The organism is Exiguobacterium sp. ZOR0005 (assembly GCF_000798975.1).
GTDB lineage: Bacteria > Bacillota > Bacilli > Exiguobacteriales > Exiguobacteriaceae > Exiguobacterium > Exiguobacterium aurantiacum.
Genome location: NZ_JTLB01000013.1, coordinates 39,455 through 57,422, shown reverse-complemented (window position 1 = coordinate 57,422; position 17,968 = coordinate 39,455). Strand labels below are relative to the sequence as shown.

The window sequence follows — 17,968 nt, the reverse complement described above, 5'->3', positions numbered from 1 at the left end:
CTTTCGATTAAGTAAGGGGAGGAGATCCTCCCCTTCTTCAACGTTCAAGCCACTCAGACGTGTCGGCGAGCGTCGCCGCCATGACCGCTTTGATCGTGTGCATCCGGTTTTCCGCCTCATCAAAGACGAACGAGTGGCGGCTGCGGAACACTTCATCCGTCACTTCCATCTCTTTCAAGCCGTGCTCTTCGAAGATCGCGCGACCGACCTCTGTTTCTAAGTCATGGAACGCCGGCAGGCAATGCAAGAACATGACGTCCGTATTTCCCGTCTTCTCGAGCATCTCCATGTTCACTTGGTACGGACGAAGGAGCTTGATCCGCTCTGCGAACTCCGCTTCTTCTCCCATCGACACCCAAACGTCCGTATAGATGACGTCGGCGTTTTTGACCGCCTCGTCGATACTCTCGGTCAACGTGATTACCGCCCCGGTCTCTGCCGCCACGGACCGCGCATACTCGACGACCTCATCAGATGGCCACAATGATTTCGGTGCGCAGATGCGCATATCCATTCCGACTTTCGCACCGCCGATCAATAACGTGTTGCCCATGTTGTTGCGGCCGTCTCCGACATAGACGAAACGGATGCCGGCAAGATCCCCTTTTTGTTCTTTCACCGTCAAGAAGTCGGCCAAAATTTGTGTCGGATGGTACAAGTCCGTCAACCCATTCCATACCGGGACGCCAGCATCGCGCGCGAGTCCTTCGACCGTCGCATGGGCGAAGCCGCGGAACTGAATCCCGTCAAACATCCGTCCGAGGACGATCGCCGTGTCACGGACCGACTCTTTTTTACCAAATTGAATGTCCGACTTACCGAGATATTCAGGATGCATGCCCAGGTCGACAGCTGCGACTGTGAACGCACACCGTGTCCGCGTCGACGGTTTTTCGAACAGCAAGGCGACATTTTTGCCTTCACAGATCCGGTGCGGGATTCCTTGTTGTTTTTGTCGTTTGAACGCGGCCGACAAATCGATCAAGTAGTTCAATTCGTCTCCCGAAAACTCGTTGAGCGATAAAAAGTGACGACCTTTCAAGTCAAAGTTGTACGTTGTGGACATGCTCGTTTCCTCCTCGTCAAATATCTTCGCGAATAATTGGACAACTCATGCAACGTGGGCCGCCACGACCGCGCGACAGCTCGCTCGACATGATTTCGATGACCTCGACGCCTTCCGTACGCAACAGTTCATTCGACACGTAGTTGCGGTCGTATGTGACGACGACGCCCGGAGCAATCGCGAGCGTATTCGAACCGTCGTTCCACTGCTCACGCGCCGCGGCGATCGGGTCTCCGCCACCGCAAGGGATAAGGACGATTTCATCAAGCCCGAGGGCACGTTTTAACACTTGCAACAAATCGGTATGTTGCGTGATGTGAAGTTCGCCTTCTTTGTTCAACGTCAGTTCGAAGATGTTCATCTTGCCTTCCGGGCCTTGGATAAATGGATGGATCGTGAACTTGTCGTGGTCGACCATCGTGAAGACGGTGTCGAGGTGCATGAACGCCCGAGATTTCGGAATCTCGATCGCGATGACTTTTTGGAACGTGCCGCCGTTTTTGAGCAAGTTGAGCGCGACCCGCTCGATGCCTTGGGCGGTCGTCCGCTCTGAGATCCCGATGGCGACGACTTCTTTCGACAGGACGAGCTCATCGCCGCCTTCCATCGCGAATCGGTAATCTCGGTCCGACCAAATCGGGATATCGTGTTTGGCAAACCGTGGATGGTACTTCATTATATATTGCGTGAACAACGACTCACGACGGCGTGCCGGTTCTTTCATGCGGTTGATCGATAGTCCATGTCCGATTGCCGCGGCCGGGTCACGCGTGAAATAAAGGTTAGGCATCGGGTCGAGATAGAACGGATACGTATCTTCGATCATCTCGTGCAAGTGACGCCGCTTCTCCGGCTTGATCTCCGACTTACGAATCCCGGCCATGACCGTCTCGATCAGTTGTTCATTGTCATACGCGAGCAAATATTCCTTGAGCGTCTCATATGAGCCGTTAATGTTTGATTTCGACTCCGACAAGATGTCGGCGACGAAACGTTCACGCACACCCGGGAGCGACAACGTCTCTGCCATCAACTTCTCCAAATAGAGCACTTCGACACCGCGATTTTGGAGCGCGCTCGCGAAGTAGTCATGTTCTTTTTGAATGACCGGTAAGTGTGGGATGTCATCAAAGAGGAGTCGCTCCAAATATTCGGGGGTTAAATTTTCAAGTTCGCGTCCCGGACGTTTTAGAAGCACCGTCCTAAGTTCGCCGATTTCTGAATACACGTGGATTGGATGTTTCAGCGTTGTATCCCGTGAGGTCTGTTGATCCATCATCGTTATCATCTCGCTTCCTCCTAGTGTTTCGGGTGTGTTGCTACCCTTACATTATCAACTTACCCCATATCAGGACGGGTAAGTCCGACAAGGTACGTGTGGTGGATTCCACAGTCAAATGAATGAAAGATTGATGAAAGTGAATGAACAAACGGTTGTGAACGAATGAACAAGAGTGTAGAAAAGGTGCCTGTGAATAATCGTTGTATGCATTGTGAAAAAAATTCATTATTTTTTTTTTAGGCTGATAAGGTAAGATAGTGACGTGCCTCATGATTTTTATGAAAAGGAAGTGAGTCGATGGCAATCGAACGTACAGAACATGCGCGTCACCAAGCTCAAGTGACCGCGCTCATTCAAAAAGGGGACCCGGTCGATTTCCGCGACTTGTTCCTGACGTTACACCCCGGTGAGCAAGCCGACTTGTTCGTCGAACTCGAGCAATCCGATCGACAGTTCGTCTATCGAGCGTTGACGCCGGAACTGTTTACGGACTTGTTTGAAAAGCTCGACCTCGAGAATCAAGAGCGGTTCATCCAAGAGATGCCGCGCCCATACGCCGTCCGCGTCTTGAACGACATGTTCTCGGACAACGCGGCTGATTTGATGAACGAGCTCCCTGACGACTTTATGAACGAACTGTTTGAACAAATGGACGAGACCGAGGCGACTGAGGTCAAAGACTTGATGCGTTACCCGGACGATACGGCCGGGGCGGTCATGACGACCGAATTCGTCGTTTTGAAAGCCGACAAGACGGTCGGCGAGACGCTCGAAGAATTGCGCGATCTCGGACCAGATGCCGAGACGATTTACTATTTATACGTCATCGACACATCCGGACGCCTCGTCGGGGTCGTCTCGCTCCGTGATTTGATCGTGTCACGGCTAGACGCTCGAATCGCCGACATCATGGGGAGCCGCGTCGTCTCGGCGAACGCGCTCACCGACCAGGAAGATTTGGCCCGTACCGTCCAAAAGTATGACCTTCTCGCCCTGCCCGTCATCGATGATGAAGAGAAGTTGCTCGGCATCATCACGGTCGATGATGTCATGGACGTCATCGAGCGCGAGACGACAGAAGACTTCGAGGAACTGTCCGCGACGAAGGGATCATCCGATATCAATATGGGACCGCTCGAAGCAGCGAAAAAACGAGCCCCATGGATCATCAGCCTCATGTTTCTCGGTATGATCACCGCCTCGACGATCGGCGGCTTCGAAGAGACGCTCGAGACGATCGTCCTCCTAGCCGTCTTCATGCCGCTCGTCATGGGATCGGCCGGGAACGCGGCCACCCAGTCACTCGTCGTCGCCGTGCGTTCGATCGCGCTCGGGACGATCAATCGAAAAAATGTCATCAAAATGGTACGACGCGAGTTCGGCACCGGGGTCATTCTCGGAATCGTCTGTATGGTCGTCATCTTCGGCGTCATCACGTTTCTCTATGACAACGCCTTGATCGGTCTCATCGTCGGTATCTCCATTTTCGCCGCGCTCAGTGTGGCGACTACTGTCGGGACGCTCATCCCGCTCCTCATCAACCGTCTGAAACTCGACCCGGCCGTCGCCTCTGGCCCGTTCATCACGACACTGATGGACAACCTCGGCTTGATCATTTACTTCACGGTCGCCACATCGATGCTCCAGTTCCTTTAAGACACATGCCATTGCGCATGTGTCTTTTTTTGTTACGTTTTGTTTACAGACGAGAAAACGGGAAATGATTGCCTGCCTGAATGGGTATTACAACTAAATACTTATAAATAATAAGAAACCAAAGGGGGGCTCTCATTATGACCATTCAGCAAGTTGCTTACATATTGATTACCGGGGCCCTATTCATGGGGCTCGTCGCTTACGTCTCTTATCGAATGACACGTGGAAAAGTCGAAAGCGCCGATGACTACTTCCTCGCCGGACGCGGGTTGACCGGTCTCTTTATCGCCGGGTCGCTCTTATTGACGAACTTGTCGGCCGAGCAGTTGATCGGATTGAACGGCCAATCGTTCGCCGGCAACATGTCCGCGATGGCATGGGAAGTGACCGCCGGGATTGCCGCCATCATCATGGCACTCTTTTTACTACCACGCTTTCTCGGGATCGGCATCTCGACCATCCCAGAATTTTTGAGCCAACGCTATGATGAGGACGTCCGTCGCTTGACCGTCCTATTGTTCTTGTTCGGCTACATGTGTGTCACGATCCCGTCGATGCTCTATTCGGGCGGACTCGCCGTCTTGCAGCTGTTCGACGTGCCTGAGTTGCTCGGCGTCAGCTTCGAACAGGCGCTTTGGATGGTCATTTGGTTCATCGGGATCATCGGGGCCATTTACGCGATCTTCGGTGGCCTCCGCGCCGTCGCCGTCTCGGATACGCTGAACGGCATCGGACTCGTCATCATCGGTTTTCTCGTCCCGACGCTCGGGTTTATCGCCCTCGGTGACGGCAGTCTCGTCGATGGGATGAAGACGATCGCGACGTCAAACCCGGAGAAGCTGAATGCTATCGGGTCTTCGAACGATTCGGTTCCTTTCCTCTCTATTTTTACAGGAATGATCTTTGCGAACTTGTTCTACTGGGCGCTCAATCAGTACGTCATCCAGCGTGCGCTCGGTGCGAAAAATTTGGCGGAAGGACAAAAAGGGGTGCTGTTCACCGGTTATTTGAAGTTGCTCGTCCCGATCTTCATGTTGCTACCGGGCATCATCGCGTTTCACTTATACGGTTCGAACGTCGACAAAGCCGACCTCGCCTACCCGAGTCTGATCGCCGACTTGTTGCCGATGTGGCTGATGGGCTTCTTCCTCGCCGTCTTGCTCGGGGCCGTATTCAGTTCGTTCAACTCGCTCTTGAACAGTATCGCCACGTTGTTCGTGCTCGATATTTATAAACCGAAGTTCAAACCGGACGCGTCGGACCAAGATTTGATTCGCGTCAGCAAATGGTTCGGGACGTTCGTCGCGCTCGTGTCGTTCTTCGTCGCCCCGAATTTGATGTATGCACCGGACGGACTGTGGGACTTGATTCGACGCTTCACCGGCTTCTTCAACATCCCGATTCTCGTCATCGTCTTGATTGGCATGCTCGTGAAACGCGTGCCTGCGATCGCTGCTAAAATCGTGATCGTGTTCCACGTCGTCACGTATTACTTCCTCGTCTGGGGAACCGAGCAGTGGTTCGGCTTCGACATCGGCATCAATTTCATCCATATTTACGGCATCTTGTTCGTCATCGAGACGAGTATCATGCTCTTGTTCGCCAAACTGCGGCCGCTGCAACGTATTAACCCGATTCGCATCGAACTCGGCCGTGTCAAACCATGGCGTCACGCGATCTCGACGTCCGTTATCTTGGTCGCCTCAATGGTGTTCGTCTACTTCGTGTTCTCACCGATTGGCCTTGCCTACGCGGATGGCATCGTCTCAGGCTGGTTCTTCCCGGCAACGATTGGATTATTCGCCGTGACGACAGGACTCGTCTTTGTATCATATCGTTACTGGCTCCCGCGCTATGAGTTGTATTTGAACAACCTCGGCACGACCGAAACAGAACGTGAAGAAGCGAGCGGATCATAAGCGATAGGAAAACCTCACTTGTCAATGGACGAGTGAGGTTTCTTGTTTTAACCTATGCTTATGGACGTACATGTTACGGTCCGCCTCATCGTACAACGCCTTGAAATCCGATACCTGCTCATGCCACGCGGACCCAAGCGCAGCCGAGATCTTGGCCTCGTCAAACGCGTCACGGATGTCGAGAGAGAGTTGGTCAAACAACGATTGCGCCACTTCGCTCATGAGGACGACAAACTCGTCCCCGCCAAGCCGATACACTTTCAGGCTGCGACTCGTCAACACGTGGGCTGTTCGTTGCAACAGTTGATCGCCAGCCGAGTGACCGTGCTCATCGTTCACCCGCTTCAAGTCGTTCAAGTCGACGATGATCACACCGATGGCGATCGATTTGTCTTTCCATCTGTCAATCGTCTCGTCAAAGGCGCGCCGATTCCATACCCCGGTCAAACTGTCATGACGGCTCTCATACACGAGCGCCTCTCGCTCGGCTACCGCGGCCTCGACGTTTCGGATGATACCTTGAACGGCTACGAGCTCGGCTCCTTCATAGATCGGGGTCGTATACTCCTCAAACCACAAATATCGACCGTCGTTCGTCTGCCAGCGTTGCAAAATCGGCTCGTCATAGTTGACGTGACCCGTCACTTTATTCACGAGCAGCTCATAGTCGTCCGGATGGATGCGACGAAAGCAATCATATGGATCTTCATAGTTTTGGGCGACCGTTCCTTCTCCCAAATAGTCATCGAGGGACGGGCTGATGTAGCGAAACCGAAAGACGGGCTTCACGTCAAATATATAGATGACGTCTTTCATTTGATCGGTGAAACGGCCTAACGTCTCATCTGAGTGCTTGGATCGATCACGGATTTTATAGGCGATGAATGATAAACTAATGCCAATGGCAATCCCGCTCCACAACTCGATCATGACGTCCCCTCCCCCTTGTCTGAAATCTTCGTTTATCTTATCACGGAGAATGTCGGCCACCTATGCTTCATCCATTATTTAGGGGAATGGTTTTTTGATTTTCGTCCGTGATGTGCCACACGATATGAAGGATGGAGGCCTGACATGGAACAGCGAATTCGACACTATGATGAACAAGATTTCGAACACATCCAAGCGTTGAACGAGGCTGAAGGATGGACACAGCTCGTCGCGTGCTCCGACGAGACGAGACAGGCGTGGCGCCACTCGAACGTCGCCTATGTCATCGAAGACGACGGGGTGGTCGTCGCATATGTCCGCGGGCTGACCGACACGGCCGTGAGCCTGTACGTTTGTGAACTGCTCGTCGCCGCCTCGCACCGCCGCTTCGGCCTTGGAGAACAGCTCTTGACCCACGTGCATTCGCTCTATCCGACGACACGTCTCGAGATGCTTGCGAGCGCCTCCTCGCAGACGTACTATGAGAAATTGAACTTCCGTCCGTTTTACGGTTATCGTAAAACGATACATGAATAGGAGGAAAAATGATGAAACTTGCCATCGTCACCGGTGCCTCACGCGGCCTCGGCCGCGCCATTGCCGAAGAACTATCGAAACGGGATTACGAGGTCGTCAACTTCTCGCGCACGCAAGGCGATGCCTCGTTTCGCCATGTGAGCGTCGACCTCTCCGATTCTGTGAGCCTACTTCACGCGCTCGAACAATGCGGTCCGCTCATCGAACGCGCTGATTCGCTCCTCGTCGTCCAAAATGCGGCGCTGATCGAACCGATTCATCGGGTCGGACGGTTAGACCCCGAACAGCTAACGGCGCACGTCCAAGCCAACTTGCTCGCACCGATACTCCTCGCCAACCATGTGCTCCATTATACGTTGCCGGTCTCGTTCATCCACGTGACGTCGGGCGCCGCCAAACGGCCGATTTCTGGTTGGAGCGCGTACTGCGCGACGAAAGCCGGGCTCGATCACTTCACAGAGACACTCGCCCTCGAGCTGACCGACACGCACCACCGGGCCGCCTTGTTCAATCCGGGTGTCATGGACACATCGATGCAAGCGACGATTCGCGCCTCATCGAAAGACGCCTTCCAAGACATCGAACAATTTCAGGCATACGTCGCGGAAGGCCGGCTCCGTTCTCCGGAAACCGTGGCCCGTGTCTTGATCGAGCATATGATTGATACGCCGTTTGAGAACGGGAAGGCGTATTCGATTTACGACCTCATTTAATTTTTAACCCGGATCAAAATTCACCCACCCCTTCTATTCTTAAGCGTCTACACTGAAGTCAGACAAAAGCAGAAAGGGTGATGGTGTCATGAAGACAATCGCAGGAGGGTTATTCTTTTTCGGCTTGTTCTGCCTTGCCCTCTCGTTCACGATGATCGGCGACACGGCCATCGTCGGGGCGATGGTGAGCGGTGTGTCGATTCTCTCGAGCGTCGGGCTTTGGTTCGGGGCGACGGAAGTCGTCCAGGTACGATCGGACTTAAAATCCGTCAAAAAAACGTCTTTCCCTACTGAGTGAGGGAAAGACGTTTTTGATTCAATCTTCGTCTTCTTCATCGATGAAGTCGTCGAAATCATACTCTTCGAAGTCTTCTTCGTCGATAAAGATATCACGGTCGTTGACGACGTGAATCGGGCCATTGGCCACATCGATTCGGATCGTCCACGCCCATGGAATGCGCAATCGGCTGTACACGCCCGTCCAGAACTCCATCGATTCTTGCTCGTATCGCTCGAACTCTGTGAGCAACTCTTTGAACGTCACCCCGGATAACTGGAAATTTGAGTCTTGGATACGTTGAAGCGCGTGATGCTTCGCTTCAAGTTCCGCCGCTCGGACCATCTCTTCGGCAGTCGCCATCTCGAGAATCGTACCGTCTGGCGGCAGAATGTCGTATACGTTAAACAGTTCGCCTTCTTCTACTTCTTCGTCAAACTCATAGTCATCGTGCCGCATGCTACACTCCTCCTCACTCTAGTTGAATCTATTCCATTATACCATTCCACATCTGCTCATAACGAAACATTCGTGTATATATTTTCAACAGACGGGAATGATAGATGGTGATAGCATCTATCATAGAGAAAGGGGCAATTTGACGATGAACGACACATTTCAAGCACTCGTCCTCGACAAGCAAGACGATCGGTTGCACGCTGAAGTGACAGACGTGCAACGAGAGGCGTTGCCGAAAGAAGAAGCTGGCAACGTCTTAGTGGAGGTCCGTTACTCGGCACTCAATTACAAAGACGCGCTCGCTTTGACCGGATCCGGCTCGATCATCAATGACTATCCGTTCATTCCCGGCTGTGAATTCGTTGGGAAAGTCGCTTCTTCCGACCATCTCGACTTCAAGGAAGGGGACGAGGTCATCGCGACGGGCTTCGGCATCGGCGAGCGGCATTTTGGCGGATTCAGCCATTATGCGCAAGTCCCGGGGAATTGGCTCGTCAAACTGCCGAAAGGTATGTCGATGCGGGACGCCATCACGCTCGGGACTCCTGGTCTGACCGCCATGTTCGCCGTCGAGGCGCTCGAACATGAACAGATCCATCCGGGACAAGAAGTACTTGTCACAGGCGCGTCGGGCGGTGTCGGTAGCTTTTCTATCGCCATTCTCCATAAGCTCGGGTATCACGTGCTCGCCTCGACCGGAAAGACCGACCCGGCGTATCTACGTGCGCTCGGCGTCGAGAACATCATGGCCAGGAGCGAGTTAGAAGGTCCGGCCCGGCCGCTTGACAAACAACGGTTCGACGCCGCCATCGACTCGGTCGGTGGGGAGACGCTCGGCAATATATTGAGCCGGACCCGTTACGAGGGAACGGTCGTCGCCTGCGGACTCGCCGGCGGTCACGAACTACACACGACAGTCTATCCGTTCATCTTACGGGGCGTCCGCCTCATCGGGATCGACTCGGTGATGCAGCCCGTCTCGCGGCGGGTCACCGCCTGGGAGCGGCTTCATGAGCTGGTCGACCAGACCGTGCTCAACCATATGGTCCACGAGATCCCGCTTCATGACGTCCCCCGGCACGCCGAGGCGATGCTGCGTGGTGAATTGAGCGGTCGGACCGTCATTCGACTCCATTCATAACACGACAGGGCTGAATCGATTGATTCAGCCCTGTCTCTGTATTCTTCATGGTGAGGTTACAACGTGAAGCCGTTCGGTGCGTCTTTGACGACGACGATGACTTTGCCTTGGTCTAACTTCTTCTCGAGCTGGTCCGCCTCTGTCGCCGAAAAACCGAGCTGTTCGAATTGGGCCCGCAACTCGTCCCCTTTTTTGCGGAACAAGTTTTTTGCGGCCGTGCCGAGACCGACGTCCGATGCGGACACCGTATTCGCGTCCGCGTTGTCCGCAACTCGGTCTGTCCGATCATCATCGTGCGTGATGACGTAAATATGTGAGTCATCGACCCCTTTTGCTTTCATCGATTGAATGGCGGTGACGACTTCTTCATCGTTTGTAAACTCTTTGTACAAAACTGACATGTCTAATCTCCTCCTTCAATAGCGTTACAGTAATAGGTATTTCCTGTTTTCCTTGAACTCACACATTAAAAAACGATGACATTTGTCATCGTTTCGTCAAATGGCCGGTTCTTGGCCTTTTAAATTTTTTAATTCTGCCAATAAAATATCCGATTCATTGAACGGAACCGCCTCGCTGCCGATCCGCTCGACGTGGTCGTGTCCTTTTCCGACGACGACGACGCGCTTCCCTTCGAGCGCTTGGACAGCCGCATGGCGAAGTGCTGCGCGGCGCTCTTCGAACGTGACGTAACGCGTGTCCGCATCGACCCCTTCTAACAGACCGTCGATGATTTGTTTCGGGTCCTCGTTGCGGACGTCGTGTACCGTCACGATCAAATCGTTCGAATAACGGCTCGCGATCCGTCCCATCTCGGCCCGCTTCGTCGGGTCACGGTCACCGGCCGCGCTCAAGACGACGACGAGATGCCGTTCGCCTTTTTGAAGCGTCGATAAGCATTTCTCTAGACCGTCCGGCGTGTGCGCATAATCGATATAAATTTCCGCATCTTCCGTATCGAGCCGTTCAAGACGGCCTTTTGGCAGCGTGAGCCCCGGGACGTTGGCGATGATGGCTCGAAGCATCAGCTCGGACGTCGACACGAGTCCGATGGCTGCGGCCAGGTTGGCGGCGTTGAACGCGCCCATGAACTGGACAGGCACCTCGATCGTCATGGCGTTCACTTTGACGCGTACCGTATCGTCTAGCCAGATGACTTGAATATCGGCCGGCACGTTCGTATGCGTGCTATACATGACACGCCGACGTGTCGGTGCGAACGACGCCATGATCGTACTCGCCTCGTCCTCGGCGTTCAAGATAATCGCATCGCCCCCTGTCTGTTCGACTTGCTCGAACAAACGGGCTTTCGCTCGCGCGTACTCATCCATCGAGCGATGATAATCAAGATGATCATGCGTCAAATTCGTGAACGCTGCCGCATGAAAATGCACGCCTTCGACGCGCCCTTCCATCATCGCATGTGAAGACACCTCGACGACGCAGTCGGTCACACCCGCGTCGGCCATTTCAGCCAAGATCCGGTGCAAAACGACGGCCTCTGGTGTCGTATTCGGTGTGCTTAACGTCTTGTCTTTATAACGGGCGCCGATCGTACTGACAATCCCGACCGGGCGTCCCGATAACCGGAACAAGTCGTACGTAAGTGTCGCCGTCGTCGTTTTCCCGTTCGTCCCGGTGACGCCATAGACGCGCATGCGGTGCGACGGATGATCGTAAAACGCACTGGCCACAATACCGGCCGTCCGTTTTGTATCCGCGACGACGATATTCGGCACGTCAAGTTCAAGCGGATATTCCGAGATGATGGCGCTCGCTCCTTTGGAGACGGCGTCCTCAGCAAATTTATGCCCATCCACCGTATAACCGCGGATGCAAATAAACAAATTCCCTGGACTGACCTTCCTGGAATCCGTTTCAATTCCGGTCACCCATGGATCACATTCGATGTCATCCATCTCATTTCCTAGAATGGCGGATAAACGTTTCGTCCTCATGCTGTGTACTTCCTTTCTCATGGGTGTCGCTAGGTTCGCAAACCTTATCGTCATGGTACTCGATTTTAGGTGTAATGGAGATGACAAATATATTACTTCCCTTTTTCATAGGAAAACAACCGTCCCATCAAAAAAATCCCAAACCCGTTTTCTGAGTTCAGGACATGGATTCGTCATCATCGTGCGAAAATCCTTTAGCGGGCCAGACGTGGAGGCATCGTATGCCGCCCCTCTCGTTCAATCGTCGGGAGACAGGCGAGCACTCTGTCGATGTAGAACGAGCGGCGCGCCCGTTTCGTCACATCCCAAGCGATGACCCGCTCCCCTTGCAACTTCAACAGCTTGACCCGACGTTTTGAAATCACTCCGAGTCGATCGATATACATCAACTCCACCAACCGGCCGATCCGCATATCACGCAACAATTCGTCTCTCATCCTATCTCCCTCCCTCGTACTCTCATTATACCGAACAAAAGTTCGTATTTCTAGTCTGGAGGTGTATGGTGCGCCGTTTTCGAGTATGCTAGGAGTAGTGTATTCAAACGAAAGGAGCGTTGTCGATGACGACGTATGTCATGCTTGGAATCTTGGCCTTGGTCTTATTCATCTCGATGGTATTTGCGGCCAAGGCGTTGCCGAATTTAAAAAATGTGTTATACAATCGCGGCAGCCTGTTCGGGGCGGACAGTGCAACCGTCACGTGCCCGAACTGCAAAAAGACGTTCAGACGTTCAGGCGGGAACACACAGACGTGCCCCCACTGCTACACCTCATTTTGACCGTAAACGTCCTCTCGGGCGGCAACTTGGACTAAAAACAGAGCGATCATCCCGGCTGACGGGATGATCGCTCTGTTTGCGGTCGGACAGGAACAATGATTCGTCGGCGTCTCGAGCGCCATTTGACGTTCGAGTGCCCGCAATGTGCTCGATGCTCATCGAAATCGTTTACATCCGCTTTGATTCGGAAATAAGAGCATTATTGCTAAGTTTGATTTCAGACAAAAGGCACCGCGCCTTCAAAGGAGTTCATAATGTCATTCTTATCCGACCACGAATTATTCGAACGAATCATCCAACGAGACACCTCTGCGTTCGAGCTCCTCTACGACCGATACGAGCGGGTCCTCTACTTAACCGCACTCCGTTTGACGACACGGGCCGAATTGGCCGAAGCCGCACTGCTCGAAGTGTTTAACGAGTTGTGGCGCGCCCCACAAACATTCGATATTCAAACCACATCGTTACGGCTCAGGCTATTCGCCCGGGCCGAGACGGCCGCTCGCCAGCTGCTGCAGAGCGCTTGAGCGTCATTCGACCTCTCGCGTCAACACTTCTAAAATCCCTGCCGCATACGACTTCTCGGTCACGCGGTGATGTCCCTTCTTCGCCTGCTCCGTGCCGTTTCCGAGCACGTAGCCGTTCCCGACCCGCTTCAACATCTCTAAATCGTTGCCGCTGTCTCCGAACGCATACGCTTCTTCGGACCGGAACGAGAAGTGCTCACAGACGTAGTCGACCGCTGCCGTCTTCCCGGCCCCATGCGGGATAAAGTCGATGTCATAGGACCCGTCCGGATCTCCAGCGAGCGGGTTACAACGACTGACGTTTGCCGCAATGCCCGCCTCTTCCACGAGTGAACGAATCAGCTGTAGCGTCGTCATGTCGTCGCCGTGATAGTAATAGTTATACATCCACGGGTTCCGTCCGATGCTCGTTTGTGGCTCAAGTTCAATACCGAGACGTCGCAACACCTCGATCGTCCGATTGACGCGCTCGACGAAATCGGACGGAAACATTTGCTGAAATACCGTGTCTAGCTCAAGACCGCCCTTGTCATTGACGTGATACAGTTCTGTCCCAAGACTCGAGGCGATCCGGTGCGGGAAGTAGCGCATCGAGGCCCGGCTTGTTTTTTCAGCCAGTGACTCGAACGAGCTGCCGGTCACCCACATCGTCGAGAATCGATGCGCATGCTGTTCGAGAAATTGTTCAAGCCGCCGTACCCCCTCGAGCTGTTCGGGTGTGCAGGCATGAGGAAAGTACGTCTCGTCGAAATCAAAACAGACGAGCGTCCGCCCTTCTTTTGAAAATCGTTCCATAGTCATCCTCCTTGTGTCGTCATACCCCATCTCGTATAGTTGAAGTACGAAAGGAATGAGCGATGTGAAAAATTGGTTTAGTCGATCCTACTGTCAGTATAGCGGAATCGTGACCGGATTCGGTCTCGTCTTCGCCTTTTTGTTCGGTGTCCGGACGTTCCCGTTTTGGCAACAGTTGTTTTCGAACGGTGTGACGTTCATGATGACGCTCGTGACGGCGACGCTCTTCAGCTATATGACCTATCACCTGTTCAACCGCTTGAACGTATTCATCTTCCGACGAATCGGGGCTGCCTCTTCGGCGTGTTCACGCTGAACACACCATAGTGATGAGGCCGTTCACGCATTTGTCACTTAATCCAAGCATCCATTTTACGTTTTCATCCGTTAGATGAATACAAGGGACCCCCTTACGAGAAAAGGAGCAAGCCATGACTGATTATGAATTGTACGAGCGTGTCAGGCAGAAAGATAAGCAGGCGCTCGAAATCCTATATGATCGCTACGAACGTATCTTGTACGCGTTCATGATGCAGTTGACGAAAGACCGTGACCTTTCTGAAGAAGCGATGCAAGAAGTTTTCATCAAACTATGGCGCGGGGGTGGCGTTTATGACGAGTCAAAAGGCAAATTCAAGTCTTGGCTCTTCACGATGGGCCGCCACGTGGCCATCGATTTGATCCGAAAACGCAAACCGGACCTGCAACTCGACGAGTCTTATGCTGAAGCAATCCCGTCCACCGAGCGGTCCGTCGAGAGCGAGGTCGAGTGGCAAGAGGAACGGACCCAGATCGAGACGGCGATGGCCGAGCTCCCGAAAGAACAACAACAAGTCGTCCGACTCATGTATTTCAATGGGCTCAGCCAACAAAAGATTGCCGACGCATGCAACATCCCGCTCGGTACGGTGAAAGGTAGGATTCGGTTAGCATTGAAACAGTTACGAAGGCACTTATCCCATGATTTTATTGACAAGGAGGTGGAACGATGAACGCTTGCGACCAATTGATCGATTACTTCAACCAACATTTGACGGAAGAGGAACGCCTCCGTTTCGAGGCGCACCTCGCAACGTGTGAGACGTGTCAACAAGAGCTCGAGCAGCTCGAGGCACTCGTCGGCGGCGTCGCGTTCCTCTCTGAACCGGCTGAACCACCAAGCGGAATGAAGGCCCGCATCCTCGGCAACGTGTTTGCTGAAGACGAGCAACCAAAAGCGGCCGAACCGGCTCCGGTGACGCCGTTCACTGCACCTAAAGAGAAGCGGAAGACACCATGGGGCGCGTTCGCCCTTGCCGCCGTCCTTGCCCTCTCGTTGATCGGCAACGGTTATCTGTTGCTCAATCAAAACGAACCGGCCGGGATCTCTTTGATCGATACCGTCCCGCTACAAGGCGAGTCGGAAGGAGTGGCTTACTTGGCCGAACAAGACGGTGACCGCCAACTCATCGTCCAAACGAACGGTCTTGCCCCGCTCGAGGCGAACGAAGTGTATCAAGTGTGGCTGTTAAAGGACGGTTCCCCGATCCCAACCGGCGCGTTCGTCACCGACGACAAAGGCAACGGCACCGTCATCTATACGCTCGATGCGAGCGAAGTCGAGACGGACTGGGACACGGTCGCAATCACAAAAGAACCCGAACGAGGCAATCTAACGCCTGTAGGCGAAGTCGTGTTGAGTGCCAGCTTATGATGAACAGACCGAAGACGCTCGCGCTTGAAGCGCTTGTGTCATTCGGTCTGTCTTTTCGTTATGATTGAAGAAAGGAGTGATTGTATGCGAAAACCGAAAATCGGGGTCGTAGGTCTCGGCGGCATTGCCCAAAAAGCGTATTTACCGATTTTGACGAACAGTACGTCGTTCGAACTCATCGGGGCCTTTTCTCCGACCGTCGCGAAACGTGAGGCGATTTGTCGCGCTTACCGGATGGAGTCGTTCTCTGGACTACTTGAACTGGCGTCATCGGTCGACGCGGCGTTCGTCCACAGTGCGACAGATACGCATTACGACGTCGTCTCGACGTTACTCACACATGGTGTCGACGTCTATGTCGACAAACCGCTCGCCGCGACGGTGGAAGACGCTTCGCGACTCGTTGACATCGCAGACCAGAACAAACGAAAGCTGATGGTCGGCTTCAATCGACGCTTCGCTCCGATGTATCAACACGTCAAACAAGCAGGCCCGTTCCATATGATCGATTTCGTCAAACATCGCGGCAACGGTCTACGTGGACACGACTACCAATTCACGTTGCTCGACGATTATTTGCACGTCGTCGACACGCTCCGCTACTTGTCGAGCGGTACGTTGCGCCTCGTCACCGGCCAGCTCGAGACGACGCAGACGAACGGCCTCCACTTTGCCCGTCACGTCTGGCAAGACGACCACGGCTTACATACGACGGCGATGCACCGGAAAGCCGGCGTCAACCATGAGGGCGTGGTCGCCGTCACCGATGACTTGCGTCTGACCGTCGAGGAGATGGTGACGCTCCACCGTCACGGGAACGGGGCGCATACGACCGAGACGTTCGGCTCGTGGGACACACTTCTCACCCAACGTGGATTTCAAGGGGCCATCGACCATTTCATCGAAGCGGTCACCGACGACACACCGATCCTAACAGACGGTCGCGAGGGGCTTATCACGCAACAAATGGTGACGGATCTGTTCAGTTCACGCTAAGAGGGGGAAAGCAAATGGATTTCTTTTTCTACATCATGATCATCGTCGTCGTGTCCATCGCCGCGGACACGTTCAACAAAACGCGCAAGGCCCGTGTCGAAGAGCTTCGTCTCAAAGTCGAGCAAGAAAAACTCGCTTTGGAACGCCTACGGTTGGAAATGAAGCGCGAACAAGACAAATTGGACCATCACGGTTTTTGAAAAACAGTCGGCCTTAACGGGCCGACTGTTTGCGTAAGCGTTCGTTTTGTTCGGAAGACGCTTCTGCGAGCTGGCGCTGTTGTCGCCGTTCGACGAGAGTCGACCACGTCACGGCCGTCACGATACAGGCGGCGCCGATGAAGAAATTGCGATCGAGTTGTTCATTCAAGACGAGCCAGCCGAGATAGCCGCCGACGAGCGGTTGAAAGAAGAAAAAGAGCGAACCGACGCTTGCGTCCATGAGTTCGAGTCCTTTGTTCCAAAAGAAGAACGCCCCGGCCGTCGAGACGATCCCGACATAGAGCACACTGAGCCAAAGAACCCCCGTCATCGTCGGTAGTCCATGGTCGGCCACTTCCAATGCCATGAGTGGCGTCATCAATACAAACGCGATACCAATCGCAAACGTTGTGATCGTCAAGGACGACAGGGTCGCCGACGCGATTTTGACGTAAATCGACATGAGCGCCCATGTGATTGCCGCCCCGACCAAGATCAAGCTACCGATGAAATACGTTCCCTCCACGTGCCAACCGACGACGATGATGACCCCGATCGTCGCCAAGATGAGCGACCCGACTTTTACCGGTGTCAACTTCTCTTTCAAAATCAAACGGGCGAACAGCACCATGAACGCGGGCGTCGCCGCCGTGACGAGCGATCCCGTATGCGCGTCCGACAGTTTCGTTCCGATGAACTGAAACGAAATCGAGGCGACATAGCCGATGACTCCGACGAGCGCGATCCACTTCCAATCACTACGCCCGATCCGTTCTCTTCCGAACAGCCACCACGCGCACATCAACACGATGAAGGCCACGAAGTAGCGCATCCAAATGAGCGTGAACGGCTCGATAAAGCCGAGCGCATATTTACTGACGACGTACATCCCGCCCCAAATACTTGCGGCGAGTGTCAAACTGATGGCACCGAGCCACTCTTTACGCATCGTCTCCCTCCTCTCCTGATGCCTAAACAATACGACACCGCTCCGTCAAATTCCTGTTCTCTAGTTGTCCCTTATTCAGAAATCGCTTA

Annotated in this window: 22 protein-coding genes; 13 read left to right on the top strand and 9 right to left on the bottom strand. The window is 53.6% G+C overall.

The window, feature by feature from the left end:
• Positions 1–37 precede the first annotated feature (37 nt).
• Complete coding sequence (argF, locus tag L971_RS05640; RefSeq protein ID WP_047374878.1) at positions 38–1,066, bottom strand: ornithine carbamoyltransferase; 1,029 nt, start codon at positions 1,064–1,066, stop codon at positions 38–40.
• Between the two features lie 16 nt (positions 1,067–1,082).
• The gene (gene arcA, locus L971_RS05635) at positions 1,083–2,312 is read right to left on the bottom strand and encodes an arginine deiminase (protein WP_024371219.1); all 1,230 of its coding nucleotides are present in this window, start codon (positions 2,310–2,312) and stop codon (positions 1,083–1,085) included.
• 333 nt (positions 2,313–2,645) lie between these two features.
• Here arcA and mgtE point away from each other — a divergent pair, with 333 nt between their 5' ends.
• Both mgtE and L971_RS05625 read left to right on the top strand, forming a co-directional pair.
• A complete protein-coding gene (gene mgtE / locus L971_RS05630; RefSeq protein ID WP_047374876.1) occupies positions 2,646–4,004 on the top strand; it encodes a magnesium transporter in 1,359 nt (452 codons plus the stop codon).
• A 137-nt stretch (positions 4,005–4,141) separates the two neighbouring features.
• Positions 4,142–5,923 (top strand): solute:sodium symporter family transporter, encoded by a 1,782-nt coding sequence (locus L971_RS05625; protein WP_047374874.1) that lies wholly within the window; start codon positions 4,142–4,144, stop codon positions 5,921–5,923.
• Between the two features lie 21 nt (positions 5,924–5,944).
• On the opposite strand, the gene L971_RS14805 is transcribed toward L971_RS05625, so the two are convergent.
• Positions 5,945–6,853 carry a sensor domain-containing diguanylate cyclase gene (locus L971_RS14805; protein WP_156111499.1) on the bottom strand — a complete coding sequence of 303 codons (909 nt, stop codon included), beginning with the start codon at positions 6,851–6,853 and terminating at the stop codon, positions 5,945–5,947.
• Between the two features lie 144 nt (positions 6,854–6,997).
• Here L971_RS14805 and L971_RS05615 point away from each other — a divergent pair, with 144 nt between their 5' ends.
• The 3 genes from L971_RS05615 to L971_RS05605 all read left to right on the top strand — a co-directional run bounded on the left by L971_RS05615 (position 6,998) and on the right by L971_RS05605 (position 8,401).
• Complete coding sequence (locus L971_RS05615; protein WP_029334140.1) at positions 6,998–7,390, top strand: GNAT family N-acetyltransferase; 393 nt, start codon at positions 6,998–7,000, stop codon at positions 7,388–7,390.
• Positions 7,391–7,401: 11 nt separating this feature from the next.
• Positions 7,402–8,103, top strand: coding sequence for an SDR family NAD(P)-dependent oxidoreductase (locus L971_RS05610; RefSeq protein ID WP_047374871.1), 702 nt, complete (start codon positions 7,402–7,404; stop codon positions 8,101–8,103).
• A gap of 88 nt (positions 8,104–8,191) precedes the next feature.
• Entirely contained in the window at positions 8,192–8,401 is a 210-nt protein-coding gene (locus L971_RS05605) for a hypothetical protein (protein WP_024371225.1), read from the top strand.
• An 18-nt stretch (positions 8,402–8,419) separates the two neighbouring features.
• Here the strand turns inward: L971_RS05605 and L971_RS05600 are convergent, their stop codons facing one another.
• Positions 8,420–8,839, bottom strand: coding sequence for a hypothetical protein (locus L971_RS05600; protein ID WP_047374869.1), 420 nt, complete (start codon positions 8,837–8,839; stop codon positions 8,420–8,422).
• Positions 8,840–8,984: 145 nt separating this feature from the next.
• Here L971_RS05600 and L971_RS05595 point away from each other — a divergent pair, with 145 nt between their 5' ends.
• Positions 8,985–9,980 (top strand): MDR family oxidoreductase, encoded by a 996-nt coding sequence (locus tag L971_RS05595; protein WP_047374867.1) that lies wholly within the window; start codon positions 8,985–8,987, stop codon positions 9,978–9,980.
• Between the two features lie 56 nt (positions 9,981–10,036).
• Here L971_RS05595 and L971_RS05590 read toward each other — a convergent pair whose 3' ends face one another.
• The 3 genes from L971_RS05590 to L971_RS05580 form a co-directional block, all read right to left on the bottom strand.
• Positions 10,037–10,381: a general stress protein gene (locus L971_RS05590; protein WP_029334134.1), complete on the bottom strand. Its 345-nt coding sequence runs from the start codon at positions 10,379–10,381 to the stop codon at positions 10,037–10,039.
• 96 nt (positions 10,382–10,477) lie between these two features.
• Complete coding sequence (locus L971_RS05585; protein WP_029334133.1) at positions 10,478–11,938, bottom strand: UDP-N-acetylmuramoyl-L-alanyl-D-glutamate--2,6-diaminopimelate ligase; 1,461 nt, start codon at positions 11,936–11,938, stop codon at positions 10,478–10,480.
• A gap of 194 nt (positions 11,939–12,132) precedes the next feature.
• A complete protein-coding gene (locus tag L971_RS05580; protein ID WP_047374865.1) occupies positions 12,133–12,375 on the bottom strand; it encodes a hypothetical protein in 243 nt (80 codons plus the stop codon).
• A 125-nt stretch (positions 12,376–12,500) separates the two neighbouring features.
• Here L971_RS05580 and L971_RS14935 point away from each other — a divergent pair, with 125 nt between their 5' ends.
• Together L971_RS14935 and L971_RS05570 are read left to right on the top strand one after the other, a co-directional pair.
• Positions 12,501–12,719, top strand: coding sequence for a zinc-ribbon domain-containing protein (locus L971_RS14935; protein ID WP_231557568.1), 219 nt, complete (start codon positions 12,501–12,503; stop codon positions 12,717–12,719).
• A gap of 254 nt (positions 12,720–12,973) precedes the next feature.
• A complete protein-coding gene (locus tag L971_RS05570; protein ID WP_024371232.1) occupies positions 12,974–13,246 on the top strand; it encodes a hypothetical protein in 273 nt (90 codons plus the stop codon).
• Between the two features lie 3 nt (positions 13,247–13,249).
• Here L971_RS05570 and L971_RS05565 read toward each other — a convergent pair whose 3' ends face one another.
• A complete protein-coding gene (locus L971_RS05565) occupies positions 13,250–14,041 on the bottom strand; it encodes an HAD-IIB family hydrolase (RefSeq protein ID WP_052200293.1) in 792 nt (263 codons plus the stop codon).
• A gap of 64 nt (positions 14,042–14,105) precedes the next feature.
• Between L971_RS05565 and L971_RS05560 the strand changes: the two genes are divergently transcribed.
• From L971_RS05560 to L971_RS05540, 5 genes are all read left to right on the top strand, one after another.
• Positions 14,106–14,357: a hypothetical protein gene (locus L971_RS05560; RefSeq protein ID WP_024371234.1), complete on the top strand. Its 252-nt coding sequence runs from the start codon at positions 14,106–14,108 to the stop codon at positions 14,355–14,357.
• A 115-nt stretch (positions 14,358–14,472) separates the two neighbouring features.
• Positions 14,473–15,033 (top strand): RNA polymerase sigma factor, encoded by a 561-nt coding sequence (locus L971_RS05555; protein ID WP_024371235.1) that lies wholly within the window; start codon positions 14,473–14,475, stop codon positions 15,031–15,033.
• Positions 15,030–15,734, top strand: coding sequence for an anti-sigma factor (locus tag L971_RS05550; RefSeq protein ID WP_047374860.1), 705 nt, complete (start codon positions 15,030–15,032; stop codon positions 15,732–15,734). Before L971_RS05555 ends, L971_RS05550 begins: the two co-directional genes overlap by 4 nt.
• 84 nt (positions 15,735–15,818) lie before the next feature.
• Positions 15,819–16,730 carry a Gfo/Idh/MocA family protein gene (locus L971_RS05545; RefSeq protein ID WP_047374858.1) on the top strand — a complete coding sequence of 304 codons (912 nt, stop codon included), beginning with the start codon at positions 15,819–15,821 and terminating at the stop codon, positions 16,728–16,730.
• A gap of 14 nt (positions 16,731–16,744) precedes the next feature.
• Positions 16,745–16,930 carry a hypothetical protein gene (locus L971_RS05540; RefSeq protein WP_029334127.1) on the top strand — a complete coding sequence of 62 codons (186 nt, stop codon included), beginning with the start codon at positions 16,745–16,747 and terminating at the stop codon, positions 16,928–16,930.
• 13 nt (positions 16,931–16,943) lie between these two features.
• On the opposite strand, the gene L971_RS05535 is transcribed toward L971_RS05540, so the two are convergent.
• Positions 16,944–17,879 carry a DMT family transporter gene (locus L971_RS05535; protein ID WP_047374855.1) on the bottom strand — a complete coding sequence of 312 codons (936 nt, stop codon included), beginning with the start codon at positions 17,877–17,879 and terminating at the stop codon, positions 16,944–16,946.
• Positions 17,880–17,968: the final 89 nt, after the last annotated feature.

Excerpts from the sequence above, each read along its gene's own strand:
- L971_RS05550 (WP_047374860.1), top strand. The coding sequence starts at position 15,030 with ATGAACGCTTGCGACCAATTGATCGATTACTTCAACCAACATTTGACG.
- L971_RS05605 (WP_024371225.1), top strand. The coding sequence starts at position 8,192 with ATGAAGACAATCGCAGGAGGGTTATTCTTTTTCGGCTTGTTCTGCCTT.
- L971_RS05535 (WP_047374855.1), bottom strand. The coding sequence starts at position 17,879 with ATGCGTAAAGAGTGGCTCGGTGCCATCAGTTTGACACTCGCCGCAAGT.
- L971_RS05545 (WP_047374858.1), top strand. The coding sequence starts at position 15,819 with ATGCGAAAACCGAAAATCGGGGTCGTAGGTCTCGGCGGCATTGCCCAA.
- L971_RS05565 (WP_052200293.1), bottom strand. The coding sequence starts at position 14,041 with ATGGAACGATTTTCAAAAGAAGGGCGGACGCTCGTCTGTTTTGATTTC.
- L971_RS05625 (WP_047374874.1), top strand. The coding sequence starts at position 4,142 with ATGACCATTCAGCAAGTTGCTTACATATTGATTACCGGGGCCCTATTC.
- L971_RS05570 (WP_024371232.1), top strand. The coding sequence starts at position 12,974 with ATGTCATTCTTATCCGACCACGAATTATTCGAACGAATCATCCAACGA.
- L971_RS14935 (WP_231557568.1), top strand. The coding sequence starts at position 12,501 with ATGACGACGTATGTCATGCTTGGAATCTTGGCCTTGGTCTTATTCATC.
- L971_RS05600 (WP_047374869.1), bottom strand. The coding sequence starts at position 8,839 with ATGCGGCACGATGACTATGAGTTTGACGAAGAAGTAGAAGAAGGCGAA.
- L971_RS05590 (WP_029334134.1), bottom strand. The coding sequence starts at position 10,381 with ATGTCAGTTTTGTACAAAGAGTTTACAAACGATGAAGAAGTCGTCACC.
- mgtE (WP_047374876.1), top strand. The coding sequence starts at position 2,646 with ATGGCAATCGAACGTACAGAACATGCGCGTCACCAAGCTCAAGTGACC.
- L971_RS05585 (WP_029334133.1), bottom strand. The coding sequence starts at position 11,938 with ATGAGGACGAAACGTTTATCCGCCATTCTAGGAAATGAGATGGATGAC.
- L971_RS05540 (WP_029334127.1), top strand. The coding sequence starts at position 16,745 with ATGGATTTCTTTTTCTACATCATGATCATCGTCGTCGTGTCCATCGCC.
- L971_RS05580 (WP_047374865.1), bottom strand. The coding sequence starts at position 12,375 with ATGAGAGACGAATTGTTGCGTGATATGCGGATCGGCCGGTTGGTGGAG.
- L971_RS05595 (WP_047374867.1), top strand. The coding sequence starts at position 8,985 with ATGAACGACACATTTCAAGCACTCGTCCTCGACAAGCAAGACGATCGG.
- argF (WP_047374878.1), bottom strand. The coding sequence starts at position 1,066 with ATGTCCACAACGTACAACTTTGACTTGAAAGGTCGTCACTTTTTATCG.
- L971_RS05610 (WP_047374871.1), top strand. The coding sequence starts at position 7,402 with ATGAAACTTGCCATCGTCACCGGTGCCTCACGCGGCCTCGGCCGCGCC.
- L971_RS05615 (WP_029334140.1), top strand. The coding sequence starts at position 6,998 with ATGGAACAGCGAATTCGACACTATGATGAACAAGATTTCGAACACATC.
- L971_RS14805 (WP_156111499.1), bottom strand. The coding sequence starts at position 6,853 with ATGATCGAGTTGTGGAGCGGGATTGCCATTGGCATTAGTTTATCATTC.
- L971_RS05555 (WP_024371235.1), top strand. The coding sequence starts at position 14,473 with ATGACTGATTATGAATTGTACGAGCGTGTCAGGCAGAAAGATAAGCAG.